This window comes from Paenibacillus sp. 37 (genome assembly GCF_008386395.1).
GTDB lineage: Bacteria > Bacillota > Bacilli > Paenibacillales > Paenibacillaceae > Paenibacillus > Paenibacillus amylolyticus_B.
This window is the reverse complement of sequence record NZ_CP043761.1, coordinates 451282-464702: the sequence shown is the minus strand read 5'-3', so window position 1 is coordinate 464702 and position 13421 is coordinate 451282. Positions and strand designations below refer to the sequence as shown.

The window sequence follows — 13421 nt, the reverse complement described above, 5'->3', positions numbered from 1 at the left end:
TGGTTTTTCAAGAAATACTGAATCGGTCTCGGTATTCTCCCGCAGTCCATCCCACCTGCTGCTTGAACACCAGCATGAAATGTTTGGGACTCTGATGCCCGGATAACCGTGCCACATCATAGATTTTGAGACCCGTGTTGATCAGCAACCACTTGGCCCGCTCCATACGTGCCTCCGTGATGTATTCGGAATAATTAATGCCTATTTCGTTCTTGAACAACTGGCTCAAATAAGTAGGGTTCAAGTTAACGAGATCTGCTATCGTCTGGAGCCGCAAATCTCCATCGGGATGTTGCTTGATGTGCTCCTTCACATCTCGGATAATTTTCCGCGTATCTCCACCAACATGTTCTGCTTTCCCAGATGGCTCCGGGATCGAAAGGGTTGAAATACCATATCTGCGATCCAGCAGCAATTGAATCTTCTGTATGCATAATGCCAGTTCATAGCGATCGATTGGCTTCAACAGGTAGTTCAACACCCCGAACTCCATCGCTCTGCGCGCATATTCAAACTCGCCATAGCCGCTAATGATGAGCATGAGCAATTCAGGGTACATGTCTCTGGCTTTGCTTGCCAAAGTTAATCCGTCCATTTCACGCATGCGGATATCCGTGATTAACACATCCGGCACCTCACATCTCAGAAAATCCAGCGCCTCGGTGCCGCTCGATGCTTCGCCCGTTACCTGAAACTGAGAAGACGATTGTACGATCAGCTCTCTCATTCCCTGACGGATGACCGTCTCATCCTCTACAAGCAATACTTTATACATGCGCTTCAATCCCCTTTCGGTAGAATTTGAATGGATATCGTGACCACCAGGCCCTGCCCGGGACTTCCATCAATGCTTAGGCTGCCGCCTTCTCCGTACATGAGACGAAGCCTCTGGGCAATATTATTAAGCCCGAGACTGTCCCCGGCATGGCAACGTAATGCCTGACTGGAAGGCTGTTTTGTTATGGATTCGTTTAACTCGTCCATCTTAGCCTGAGTCATTCCCTTACCGTTGTCTCGTACGCTAATCAGCAGCTCATGGTCGAATTTCAAGGCAGATACCCAGATTACTCCTCCATTTTCCTGCCCTTCAATGCCGTGGTAGACTGCATTTTCCACCAGCGGTTGCAGTACCAGCTTCGGAATCAAATACTCGGTTATCCCTTCTTCGATATCATAGATAATCTTTAACTTGCCGTCGTAACGTACCTGCTGAATGCGTACATAGGATTGTACAAAAGCAAGTTCTTCTCCAAGTGGAACCATCCGGTCCACCTTATCAATCGTATAGCGCAGCAGCTTGCCAAGCGCCGTCACCATGTCCGATACCTCAGCATGCTTCTGGCGAATGGCCATCATGTTAATGGACTCCAGTGTGTTATATATAAAGTGAGGATTCATCTGGCTTTGCAACGCCGACAACTCTGCCTCCCGCTCTTGAATGCCCAGCAGGAACACCTCATTAAACAGTCGATGAATCTCTTCCATCATTCGGTTAAATCCCCGGCTCATCTGTCCGAATTCATCATTGCTGAAGTGTGCTACCCGCTGGCTGAAATCTCCCTGCTCCACCCGAATCATGTGGTGCTTCAGTCGAATCAGTGGCCGGGTGATACGATAGGATAACAGAACCGCCAGAATCGCTATACCCGCCATACATAACACTGCGAACCATATTGTAAAGGTGAGCATCTTACCCGATTCCTTTTGAATCACAACAATAGGTGTAAGACTGATCACCGAAAGCCCGGAATAGCTGGAATGGTGTTGTACATAGAGATAGGACTGCCCATCCAGAACAATTTTTTGGTTTCCTGCATAGCCTTGAAGCTGTCCATTCGTTAGCAACTGGTCGTAAGCAGACATTCCTCCGGTCGAGGTCCGTTCGAACAGCAGACGCTGCTTGCTGTCTACAATCATCAGGCTTGCATCTTGCTCATAATTCAGATTGGATAACAGTTGACCGAAGGCCTCTAGACGGATATCAATCAGAATGTAACCCAGTCGCTGAAGCGTGCCCGGATCTCGAAGCACTCTGCCCGCCGATATATACCATTCTTGCTGACCACCCGTGTAATAGCTGGGTTGATGCGGAGGAAGCAGGCGCCATGTCCCTTCCGAGTCTTCAAGCTCTGCAAACCAGTCATCCTGTCTGCTGTCCCATACCGGCTTGACTGCCAGTGAATCGAGATTGGAGAACAGGATGCCGCTATTGCTGATCAGATGAATTCCCCGAATCTCGGGTCGGTCATAAGCTTGACCAGATGTATAGAGCTTCATTTTCAGATAATCCTCAGACCTCGCCCATGTACCAGACCCCATTGAACCGTTGTATTTGCCCAGAATGCCAAGCACCATCTGATCGTAAAGCGGCAAGAGCGACAACCGCTCAAAGTCCTTCAGCAGCCGATTCAGATTGGCGTTAATCTGGCGAACCAGTTCAATGGTGAACTGCTCGGTCTTGCGATCCATCGTCTGCGAGAAATGCTTGTAGTTCATCACTCCCTGCAAGCCTAGCGGCAGCAACGTCAGCGCCAGGAACAACAGGAGTAACTTGGTGCGCAGGTTTACATTTTTTCTGAAATAACTGTGTACCTTGTCCATCATTTCCGTTCATCCCTCCCTCTCCCGATCATTGTATGAGCCCCCTTCACAGATCAAACTGGATATAACTGGGGTCATCATATCCAGTTTTAATGATCATTCGCTATCCTGCCAATTCTGGAATTGGTACGGAATTTCAAGTTATCCACATTGGTTTCAGGGTGAACGCAAAAAAGCCGACTGTATCGCTACAGTCGACTAAGGTATTTCTATAGAACACTAATTAGACCAAAAAACCGACTGCATTATGCAATCGGTTGTCTGTTCCTAAGATGGCTTTTATATTTGAATCGATTATATTCATTAATAAGCTCGTCCAGTACCATGGACTGTCGGAGGACTTGGTTGTCCTGCATGCCATGATTCTCCGCCAAACGACTTAACTCATGCCTATTTCGTTCGATTTTATCTGTGATCTGCTTCGGTTCACTCACAGCATGCACCCCCTCTTTGTATAACATTTTAGGATACATTGCCAAAAAATTCATATTATATTCCTTTGCAGAATAAAATATTTATTTACATAGAGATACTTTCAACATCAAGCAATTTGCATAGAGAGTTGACATCTCTTCTTTTCTACAAGATGTGGGCAAAAAAATTATAACATGTCTACATATCGTATTCGAGAATACGCAAATCCTTTACCTTTAAAGTGATTTATGGACATATTATCCATTTTACCCTAAGTGTCTCTTGCGCCTTTCTCTCGAGAGAAGTTAATAATTTTATTGAAAGATAATCTATTTGTATAGATAATTTTCATCACCGTTCTGCATACCAAAATAACGAAGTCTGTAGCCCTCTCGATAACGAGCACGTAATGGATTGATGAAGGAGTCATTCTCAAACTCAATGTAACCTGTTAAATAGAGTAGGATCAGATATTCCTCAAAACGTGGATTGCCAAGAGTCATCTCAGTCTCTGCCATTCCATAAAATACTTCAATTTCAAGAATTAATAGTAGCGAAAACCCTCGCACAGTGGAATTGATGATCCATGCAAACTCCAATGGCTCATGGATATCCTCATCCTTATTCAGGCTAATTAATTGCTTGGTTCCCCTCTCATCCTTAAATACATAAGCTGCAATCGCCTGATCAAATCCCGCATGAGGGTCGTTGCGTAAGTCTGAAAACTCTTCTAAATCCACCTTCTCAGCGTAAAATTTCTCTGTTAGTCGATCATGAATCTGCTCTAATGTGAATGGATTAGGAATGTCCAATGTTATATATTTGTCGTAAAGCTTTTGAATATCAATCTGCAATGATAAATCCTCTTTTCGTTATGGATGATCTAATGGATAGAACAAATAAGCGCCCCATCTCCATATCCCGGAAATAAGACGCATGTTAATGAAGACTTTAATACCAAATACTCCTAATATCCACCTGCACCATGATTAAAAATCAGATTTATAATATTATTTATACCACCAGTAATACTAGAAAACATAATGAAAGAACTAAACAGCGTTAATACCAACATTGCTTTTTTTCTCATATCGACCATAAACCTCCTTGATAATACTTTTATATTGGGACTCTATTGAATCAGAAGCCTGTGTTCTGTATTCCTCAAATAAACTCACACAATAAATTATGGTGGAGTCATCCTTGATCTTGTGAGCAGAACTCAAACAAGTAAGCAGATCCCTGAATCCTTCATTATGCCTGGCTTTAGACAACTGGTAGAATGCTAATTCAGCCCAAAATTTAGTATATCGATCATCTTTTATCTGAGTAGTATAACTACTCTCATAGTTAGAATCATTAACTAACATACGGATAAACGAATCAAATCTTTTGAGAACATGGTCAACATTCAGTTGGTATTGATTAGCCGCTTCCATAACTTTGACAAGTCCAAGAAGAGTTTCATTTTCATTTACTTCTATAAAGTCGAGATAAGAGTTAAGCGCATTATAGTCGCCCGTCATCAACTTATATAAATAGGTATTAACTTCAGCCCAATCTTTAAATCGCTTTATAAAGAGTTGATCTTCTGTAGTAGAGTCTTCAATAACAATATTTGAATAGAAAGAAGTATACTCTAGCGCCTTTTCATACTCTTTACGCTCTCCCCATACAGTTGCTATTAATAAGTAAGCATAAAATTTATAAGTAAATAACGGGTGTTTGGAGGCTCTAATAAACTCCAATCCCTTTTTTTTATTTTTGTATTGTTCCAGAAATTTGACCCGTTGTAACAGTTCATCGGCTAATTGGAATACTTTATCCCACTGACATAACCCATTGTATGTATTCGCCAACTCCCTAATCGCATCCAACTGCCGTTCCTCATCCAGCCGATTAATATACGGTTCAAAATGTACGGCTGCACGCAGATTCTCGTGTTGGTCCTGACCGAGAGATAACGTGAAGATGCGATACTGGCACAGCGCCAGACGTTCCGAGTGCTGATATTTCTCACACTCCGCCACACATTCGTACAACATCCGTGCGGCCTTCGTCTGTCCACGTTCAAGCATGCCTTCGGCCATCTCGAACAACTCCGAGATATACGAGCGATCATCCGTCACTTCCTGGATAACCTTATGAATACATTCCAGCTTGTCCAATTCAGCACAGCGTTGCAGGAATGGTTCCAGTCTCCTCCAATGAGGTGCCGATTCCACGAAACATTCAGCCCCATAAATCTCGTAGAAATACCCCTCTTCCAGCTTCATGCCTTGGGTAATCAGATCCAGTTGCGCCATAGCGATGGGCCGAGTCCCCTTAATAATTGCGCTAAGCGTTCCAGCGTTAACTCCCGATATATCGGCAAAATACTGCAGGGTGTACCCCTGTTTCCTGATGTAGTCCTCAATATATGAGCGTATCGTAGTTGTAGGTTCCATGTATCCCACCTCCACAATGAAAATCCATAATTTTGAATTTATATGATAAGCACAATTTTAATCCTAAATTTTACAGCGGTCAATAAAAATCGTGGCAATTTCCTTCGCATGTGTGCAAGGAAGCCTGAACTGAATTTTTGCTTATAGAAAAAATCCATTAGAAGAATTCGTGAGAACGTGATACATTTAATGCAACTTACATATCCAACTATTTCAATAGGATTATACGACACAGATACGATCAATTCAGTTCAAGGAGAAGGTCAGATGAAATTTGCCTTGTTTAGCCTCATGATGAATCTGCCTAATGCCGTTACCGGGGAGGCTCTGACAACTCAGCAGAAATTCCATAATATATTGGAGCAAGCGAAGCTGGCTGAACGACTGGGATTCGATGCCTATGGAATCGGTGAACGACATGGTGCGCCTTTTCTATCTTCATCGCCACCTGTCGTATTAACCGCAATAGCCGCAGCAACCACACGCATTCGGTTACTAACCACCGTCACTGTTCTTAGTATACTTGATCCAGTCCGGGTTGCCGAGGATTATGCCACGTTGGATCAATTATCGGGCGGACGGCTGGAAATGATCATCGGGAAAGGCAATGACCCTCGCCACTATCCGCTGTTTGGCATACGCGAAGAGGAACAATGGGACTCACTCGATGAACGGTATCATTTGCTAAGACGGTTGTGGTCTGAAGAGAATGTCACCTGGCAGGGGACGTATCGCCCTCCGCTTGAGGGAGTGACCACGTGGCCCAGACCGCTTCAGCAGTCCATCCCAATCTGGCATGGTAGCGCGTCCAGCACGGTCTCAACCGAACTCGCTGCCAAATATGGCGAGCCGCTCTTCACGTCGAACTCTTTTCACCCTCAGGCCAAATACAAAGCATTAATTGATCATTATCGGGAGCGTCTCGATTATTATGGTCATGATCCACAGCAAGCCGTGATTGGCTCTGGTGCCGGCAGTCTCTATCTTGCGGATACGGGTGAAGAAGCCATTCGCCGCTATAAGCCATATTATGAAGCGTTCCACGCCACCGCCGCCGCACAGCATAATCAGTCGCCCTTCACCGATCTGGAGGATAACATTGCACGAGGCCCTGCGTTAATTGGCAGTCCGGAGCAGATCATTGAGAAAATTCTGGACTATCATGCCGCTTACGGACATCAGGTGCTGAGTATCAGCGTAGATGGACTGACGCATAGCGAACAGTTGGAGCAAGTGGAGCGTTTTGCCAAGGAAGTCGCCCCTGTATTACGCCGTGAACTGCCCAGTTCGGTATGGAATGAACCCCCGGTGTTAACCCAGCACTCATCCTTCCTTTCCTCTAATGCTACAGACTCATGGCCCACAGCCATCTCACCTATATTCCAGGTATAACATTCTCCCACGTACAATATGCCATATGTGATCCCTTCCAGGGTGATTCCTAAGAATCGCCCTCTTCCTCTTCGTACCGGTTATATTGCCGCTATCCCTATGCCTACTTGATATCTACTCGGACTGAATGCCTTCAAACAATGAACGGAGCATCACATCTACAAACGCTTCATCCATCGCTTCCCCCGTCACTAACATACGATAGAACACCGGCCCATAGATCAGATCAATGTACAGTCCAATGTCCACCCCTGCCTTCAATTCGCCGCGCTCCACACCCTTCTCCAGAATTCCCCGAGCCTCACGTCGACGTGGTTGGATGTATCTTGTACGGTATTCTTCGGCAAGCCCTTCATCCGACTGCCCTTCTCCGATAATCTGTGTAATCACTTTTCCTTCCCGACTGGTCAAAAATCGAACCAGATTACTCGCATGTATGCGTATATCCTCCAATACCGAGCCTGTATCCGGTACTGGTAATCTTGCCGTTGCAGCAGACATATATCCGTCCATGATGACGGCGCCTTTGTTCGGCCACCATTTGTAGATCGTGGCTTTGCTCACCTGTGCGCGCTCAGCAATCTTCTCGATCGTAACTGCCCCGAACCCGTGTTCCAACAACAACTCATACGATGCGGTAAGAATGGCATTCTGGGTTTCCATGTTACGTGGACGTCCTCTTTTGGCAGTCATCTTGAGCCCTCCTGGATGTATAAAATATATTTTATCATCAGTAATATTCATAAAAACGATACGTTCATTATACTAAAATGCATTGCGTACACACAATTCACTCTTCGCTCATTTTTACATCCTCATTTAAATTTTCATTAAAATATGTTTAGCCTATTTACAATACTAAACGTTTAGTTTATTATATGTTTGTAATTAGTGAACACAACGTTTAGTAATTAACATTTTAAACAGCACCCGTTTATCTGGAATATCGAATTTTCAATACGAATATGAAATCTGTGGAGGATGATTAAGATGGATATGAGACAACAAGTGAAGAAGGCACCTGTACCTGCCTGGATTATTTTTTTGTTGGCATCCGCTTGTGGATTGATCGTGGCAAACCTGTATTATGCTCAGACCGTTATCGGACCGATTAGTATGACCACGGGCCTTTCTTCTGCCACTGCCGGATTGATCGTAACGTTGACTCAGATTGGTTATGTTATTGGTTTGTTATTCATCGTGCCGCTCAGTGACATTATTGAGAACCGACGCCTGGTCGTTCTTTTCCTCATCGTACTGGTTGTTGCCCTGATTGCTGCGGCTTTCTCGCCCACTGCTGTTGTATTTCTGACTGCCTCTCTATTCATCGGCATAGGTTCTGTTGTCGCTCAGATTCTGGTACCCTATGCGACATATCTTACTTCCGAGGAACAACGCGGGCGGGTTGTCGGCAATGTCATGAGCGGTCTGCTGCTGGGCATTATGCTCGCTCGTCCTGTCGCAAGCTTTATCACCAGCTTCTTCGGATGGCAGACGGTCTTTGTATTCTCCGCCATTGTTATAACACTTCTAATGCTGCTCCTATCACGTGCTCTTCCTGCTCGCCAGCCTGAACCAAACTTGAAATACGGTCAATTAATCGTGTCATTGGGCACACTGTTCAGAACGATGCCTCTGTTACGCCGTCGGGCGTTTTATCAAGCCAGTCTGTTTGGTGCTTTCAGCTTATTCTGGACGACGGTTCCACTCAGGCTCGCTAACGATTTCGGCATGTCACAGCAAGGCATTGCCTGGTTTGCACTGGCTGGTGTCGGAGGTGCTATTGCTGCTCCCATCGCCGGGAGACTGGCGGATCGCGGACTAACGCGCATTCTGACAGGTGCTGCCATGGTGATCGCTGCTGCTTCATTTGGTCTTGCTTATGTGTTCCAGAGCCACTCCACGTTTGCATTGATCCTGCTTGTGATCGTGGCGATCACACTGGATATGGCTGTCTCGGGAAATCTGGTGCTGGGTCAACGCATCATCTATTCGTTAGGAAGTGAAGCGAGAGGACGTGTGAATGGCATATTCATGTCGATCTTTTTTGTCGGCGGTGCGATCGGTTCATCTCTTGGAAGCTGGTCTTATGCTAACGGAGGCTGGAGTCTCACAACGCTGATTGGCCTGATCATGCCGCTGCTCGCTTTGGTGTATTACTTTACGGAAAAGAAAGCTGTAATCGTCAGCCATGAATAGAATGAATTGATCTTATAATCCGAACGACCAAATAAGGGCAGACTGATCCTAAGGATCAGTACTGCCCTTGATGTTGTAATCAACACTTGGCTCCCTCTGACAGAGCAAGGTATCACTATGATTAAGATGGGTACATCTGCATATTAGGCTTTACTGTGAAGGGTAACTTGGTACCCATCTGGGTCGGCAAATGTAAAGGTTCGCCCGAATGGTCCATCTATGGGTACAGATGTAATCTTTACGCCTGCTTCAACAAGTTTGTCATGAATCTCTTGTGTATCCGGGGCATGAAGCCACAGGGCGATACCAAGTCCTGGCTGAGTACCTGAACCGAGTTCGGTTCCTGGCAGTAGGTCACGAAGAGCAAATGTAATAGGCTTGGTATCAAAAACCACCGCATGAGGTGGTCCCGCCTGTGAGCGTACCAGTCCGAGATAGTTTTGATAGAATTCGGCAGAGCTTTCAAGATTGCTCACTTGAAGTGAAATGAAATCGGGTCCAATTACTGACATAATGTAATGTCCTCCTTAGTATTTGTATATCTTGATCATACAAGGACGCTCTTGCCAACAGTATGTCAGTAGCGTTCAGTCTTTTATTTAATTTTTCTTTGACTCGGTTTTCCCCTTTTACACCAACACGGGCAGATGCTTAGCTGCATCATACTCCACCAATGGCTCACCAGCATTCAATTTCTGCACCAGATCAGGGTTCGAGATAAACGGTCTGCCGAACGCAGCCAAATCTATGCTTCCCTTACCAATCGCGTGCTCTGCGGTCTGAACATCCAAATTCCCCACACCAATGATGATTCCTTCCCACTGACTTCGAATCCGCTCGTGAAAGGACTGCTCCCCTGCCCACGCTTTCGCATAATGATCTGTTGAGGGATGCAAGATTGTAATTCCCGTCTCGCGGAACAACTTCAGATATGCATCGATCATTCCAGCTTTGTCTACCCATGCATAGGATGCATCATCATCCTTTTTCTCGGAGAATCGAACCGATATGCGATCCACACTGATCTCTTTTTTTACCGCCAAAATAATATCTCGAAGGAACCGTAATCTGCCCGCAGTGTCGCCTCCATATTCGTCTGTTCTGTGGTTGGTCTTCTCATTGATAAACTGGTCGATCAGATACCCATGCGCAGCATGAAGCTCTATTCCGTCAAAACCTGCCAGAACCGCATTGCGGGCTGCCCTCTGAAAATGCTGAATCGTATCCGCTATATCCTGTGAACTCATCGCTTGGGGAATCTGATACGGCTTATGCAGCTTATGCACTCTTCCCTCTGCCGCAAGGCTGGAAGGTGCCAATGGAACAGCTCCGATCAGATCAGAATGGGACAATCTGCCGACATGCCACAATTGAGCAATAATGGTGCCACCATGTCTGTGAACAGCATCCGTTACTCTTTTCCAAGAAGTCGTCTGTTCATCTGTATATAAGCCGGGGATACCATAAGTGCCTTTGCCTGCCAGATTGGGGTTAATGCCCTCGGTAATAATCAGTCCCACACCATCCCGCGCACGCTGCTCATAATATGCCACCATCTCATCCGTCACGGTCCCCTTATGGTCATCAGCAAATCCCCGGGTCAACGGTGCCATCACCATGCGGTTCCTTAATTGCCACTGATGAATCGTCACCGGGCTTAATAGTGTTGAACGTGTATTCATTTTATCCATGTCATATCCCTACTCTCTTCGTCATTAGGGATATTGTACGGCGGCTCTGATATATCGTAAAATGATTGTAATATATAGTTGTATCTCTCAGAGAGATACCTAACATGAACATCTGCGGAAGCAATGTAAGTTAATCCACGTTCAGGAGGATACAGCATGGAACTTTCTGATATCGATATTATTCTTGCGGTGGCACGTTCAGGCAAAATCTCACAGGCCGCCAAAGAATTGAATTACGCCCAGTCCAATGTCACTACACGCATCAAAAAACTGGAACAGGAATATCAAATCCAGTTGTTCAACCGATTTCCCAAAGGTGTTGCACTGACCTCCAAAGGAGAACAGTTCGTCCAGTACGCCACACAGATTCACAACCTTTTGCACGATCTGAAGCAGGATATGACCGATCCAGGTGAACCTTCTGGCACGCTAAAAATCGGCATTGTGGAAACTGCGGCATCCAGCCGCTTTATGGAGATTCTGAATGAATATCAAATAACCTACCCGGAGGTGTCCATCTCACTCGTTAACGCCACTTCACCCAAAGTACTGCGCAAGAAAATACAGGACTATGAGATTGACGGTGCTTTTATCAGTGGGGCTTGTGTGAAGGAGGGGCTGAAGGTGGAATATGAGATGCAAGACACGGTTCATATCATCTCCAAGCGGATGGATATACCACCCGCAAGCCTGTGCCAAGTATCCTGGGTTGTTTTCCCCGAGGGCTGCCCATATCGTGAAATGACTGAAGAATTCCTGCAAGAAGAAGGGTTGTCCGCACGCAATATCATTGAAGTGAGTACGATGGAAAACCTGCTCAGCTGTGTGGAATCTGGCATTGCTTTTACCATTATGCCGTGCAGCGTTATTCACAAGAAACCGGATGATTTCTCCGTATTTGATCTCGCAGATCGTTATACTCATACCACAACAACCTTTGTCCGCGGTGAGGATCGGTATGTCAGCAGTGCGCTGGATCAATTCATGAAGCTGCTCAATCAGAAGTGCATTACATTTTGATATATAACTTTTATAAGCAGCAGTATAGTATGTACATTCACAGCAGTCAGGAGAAGATCAGATGAAACTCACGAATCTTTTATATAGGCTCATTGATGCCCGGCGTGTCGACAACAATGCTGAACAAGTGTCCTTTCCATCCCGTCCACATCATATGCTGCTTGTTGTGATCAAAGGGAGCTTAACCGTCAAAGTCGAAGACAAAATCATCTCCCTATGCGCTCCTCAAGTCCTTTCCGTCCCTCCTTCTCACACCTGTAACGCAACTACCGAGGTACAGCATGACTTTGAATGTGTCACCTTAACCTACAATGTCTACAACGAAGAACTGGATGGCAAGATGCAGCGAGTTATTGATCCACATCTTGAATTCATTCCCGCTGTTGTTCCCTCAGCTCCCGTGCTCGCCATTCAAATCCATGAAGGTGGGCAGAAGGAAGATCCATGGGCTGGAATGGCACGTCAGATCCTCTTTCAGGAACTGTGTCTTGTCCTATTGAAGCAGAAGAAGCAGAAATTCCAGGAAGATACAGCAATTGAAGCGGTAAAGCAGAGCCAAAAATATATCAATACACATTATCAGGATAACTTCACACGCGAAAAACTGGCTGAATTGGCTGGACTGAGTGTCAACCGTTATTCCAGATTGTTCAAAAAAATGATTGGACAAGGCCCCATTGAATATTTGAACGCCGTACGCATCCGGGAAGCCGGTGATCTGCTATTGACTTCGGACAACACGATCAAACAAACAGCCCGCCAGGTCGGGTATGAAGATGAATTCTATTTTAGCCGAAAATTTAAAGCAACCACTGGATTGTCTCCCATGGTTTATATTAAAAAGCATCGCTCCGTAACACGTATCGCTTCACTTGCCCATCCCTATACGGGGCATCTGCTTGCCCTTGGTATTGAGCCTTATGCGGCACTGATTAACCCGGTCCATAGGACATCATATGAATTCAAAAATGTGATTCAAGTGGGCAAAGATCAGCCTGATCTGGAACTATTAATGAACGCACACCCGGAACTGATCATTGGGTATGAAGGAACCGATTATGAAGAGCCCAAAAAAGCCGAATTATTTCGGCATATCGCCTCCACTTGCACCATATCTTTTGCAGAAAATTGGCGTAAACAGTTGTACTCCATTGCACAATCCGTTGGCAAAATAACAGCTGGTGAAGAATGGCTGGAACGTTATGATCTATCGGTCAAACAAAAAATATCCGGAATACAACGTGCCATGGATGACCGCCCTGTGGCTGTGGCGCAATACGAAGATGGACAGTTCCGGGTCTACGGCAACCGTAATCTGGGGACGGTTCTCTATGATGATTTGCAGTTATCCGTACCTCAAGCCCTACGCCACGTATCCCATTCCCGTTTAATGTCACTGGAACAGCTGGTTCAGTCGGATATTGAACACTTCATTCTGTTTACAAGTGGTCACGCAGAAGAGCGTACGCACACTGTAGCGTCGCTTATGCAAAATTCAATCTGGCAGCAATGGGAGGCGGTCCGTATGAATCAAGTCTATGAATTGGGCGATTCCTCCCCCTACTCCTGTTATACTTCCTTGGCTCATAATCTGTTTCTGAATCGGGTTAGTCAATTGTTCCTGAGCCAAACGTCCATGCATTAAACAGGAATATCC

The 13421-nt window shown here is 45.5% G+C and carries 12 protein-coding genes; 4 read left to right on the top strand and 8 right to left on the bottom strand.

Annotation, left to right across the window (positions count from 1 at the left end):
• Window positions 1-7 precede the first annotated feature (7 nt).
• The 5 genes from F0220_RS02265 to F0220_RS02245 form a co-directional block, all read right to left on the bottom strand.
• The gene (locus tag F0220_RS02265) at window positions 8-775 is read right to left on the bottom strand and encodes a response regulator transcription factor (protein WP_091018374.1); all 768 of its coding nucleotides are present in this window, start codon (window positions 773-775) and stop codon (window positions 8-10) included.
• 5 nt (window positions 776-780) lie between these two features.
• Window positions 781-2604 (bottom strand): sensor histidine kinase, encoded by a 1824-nt coding sequence (locus tag F0220_RS02260; RefSeq protein WP_105601573.1) that lies wholly within the window; start codon window positions 2602-2604, stop codon window positions 781-783.
• 242 nt (window positions 2605-2846) lie between these two features.
• Window positions 2847-3035: an aspartyl-phosphate phosphatase Spo0E family protein gene (locus F0220_RS02255; RefSeq protein WP_223199835.1), complete on the bottom strand. Its 189-nt coding sequence runs from the start codon at window positions 3033-3035 to the stop codon at window positions 2847-2849.
• Between the two features lie 309 nt (window positions 3036-3344).
• Complete coding sequence (locus F0220_RS02250; protein WP_105601575.1) at window positions 3345-3869, bottom strand: pyruvate kinase; 525 nt, start codon at window positions 3867-3869, stop codon at window positions 3345-3347.
• A gap of 198 nt (window positions 3870-4067) precedes the next feature.
• On the bottom strand, window positions 4068-5462 hold the full coding sequence (locus F0220_RS02245) for a helix-turn-helix domain-containing protein (protein WP_105601576.1): 1395 nt from the start codon (window positions 5460-5462) through the stop codon (window positions 4068-4070).
• 267 nt (window positions 5463-5729) lie between these two features.
• Between F0220_RS02245 and F0220_RS02240 the strand changes: the two genes are divergently transcribed.
• Window positions 5730-6854 carry an LLM class flavin-dependent oxidoreductase gene (locus F0220_RS02240; protein ID WP_105601578.1) on the top strand — a complete coding sequence of 375 codons (1125 nt, stop codon included), beginning with the start codon at window positions 5730-5732 and terminating at the stop codon, window positions 6852-6854.
• 114 nt (window positions 6855-6968) lie between these two features.
• Here F0220_RS02240 and F0220_RS02235 read toward each other — a convergent pair whose 3' ends face one another.
• Window positions 6969-7547, bottom strand: coding sequence for a TetR/AcrR family transcriptional regulator (locus F0220_RS02235; RefSeq protein ID WP_105601580.1), 579 nt, complete (start codon window positions 7545-7547; stop codon window positions 6969-6971).
• Window positions 7548-7844: 297 nt separating this feature from the next.
• On the opposite strand from F0220_RS02235, the gene F0220_RS02230 reads away from it, so the two are divergent.
• Window positions 7845-9053: an MFS transporter gene (locus F0220_RS02230; RefSeq protein ID WP_105601581.1), complete on the top strand. Its 1209-nt coding sequence runs from the start codon at window positions 7845-7847 to the stop codon at window positions 9051-9053.
• A 143-nt stretch (window positions 9054-9196) separates the two neighbouring features.
• On the opposite strand, the gene F0220_RS02225 is transcribed toward F0220_RS02230, so the two are convergent.
• Both F0220_RS02225 and F0220_RS02220 read right to left on the bottom strand, forming a co-directional pair.
• Window positions 9197-9565, bottom strand: coding sequence for a VOC family protein (locus F0220_RS02225; RefSeq protein ID WP_105601583.1), 369 nt, complete (start codon window positions 9563-9565; stop codon window positions 9197-9199).
• A gap of 117 nt (window positions 9566-9682) precedes the next feature.
• Window positions 9683-10735 carry an oxidoreductase gene (locus tag F0220_RS02220; protein ID WP_223199834.1) on the bottom strand — a complete coding sequence of 351 codons (1053 nt, stop codon included), beginning with the start codon at window positions 10733-10735 and terminating at the stop codon, window positions 9683-9685.
• 165 nt (window positions 10736-10900) lie between these two features.
• Between F0220_RS02220 and F0220_RS02215 the strand changes: the two genes are divergently transcribed.
• Window positions 10901-11764, top strand: a complete 864-nt coding sequence (locus F0220_RS02215) for a LysR family transcriptional regulator (protein ID WP_105601586.1) — start codon at window positions 10901-10903, stop codon at window positions 11762-11764.
• A gap of 61 nt (window positions 11765-11825) precedes the next feature.
• Window positions 11826-13409: an AraC family transcriptional regulator gene (locus tag F0220_RS02210; RefSeq protein WP_105601588.1), complete on the top strand. Its 1584-nt coding sequence runs from the start codon at window positions 11826-11828 to the stop codon at window positions 13407-13409.
• The last annotated feature ends 12 nt before the right edge of the window (window positions 13410-13421 follow it).

Coding starts and splice junctions, on each gene's coding strand:
- F0220_RS02265 (WP_091018374.1), bottom strand. CDS start 775: ATGTATAAAGTATTGCTTGTAGAGGATGAGACGGTCATCCGTCAGGGA.
- F0220_RS02260 (WP_105601573.1), bottom strand. CDS start 2,604: ATGATGGACAAGGTACACAGTTATTTCAGAAAAAATGTAAACCTGCGC.
- F0220_RS02245 (WP_105601576.1), bottom strand. CDS start 5,462: ATGGAACCTACAACTACGATACGCTCATATATTGAGGACTACATCAGG.
- F0220_RS02240 (WP_105601578.1), top strand. CDS start 5,730: ATGAAATTTGCCTTGTTTAGCCTCATGATGAATCTGCCTAATGCCGTT.
- F0220_RS02235 (WP_105601580.1), bottom strand. CDS start 7,547: ATGACTGCCAAAAGAGGACGTCCACGTAACATGGAAACCCAGAATGCC.
- F0220_RS02230 (WP_105601581.1), top strand. CDS start 7,845: ATGGATATGAGACAACAAGTGAAGAAGGCACCTGTACCTGCCTGGATT.
- F0220_RS02225 (WP_105601583.1), bottom strand. CDS start 9,565: ATGTCAGTAATTGGACCCGATTTCATTTCACTTCAAGTGAGCAATCTT.
- F0220_RS02220 (WP_223199834.1), bottom strand. CDS start 10,735: ATGAATACACGTTCAACACTATTAAGCCCGGTGACGATTCATCAGTGG.
- F0220_RS02215 (WP_105601586.1), top strand. CDS start 10,901: ATGGAACTTTCTGATATCGATATTATTCTTGCGGTGGCACGTTCAGGC.
- F0220_RS02210 (WP_105601588.1), top strand. CDS start 11,826: ATGAAACTCACGAATCTTTTATATAGGCTCATTGATGCCCGGCGTGTC.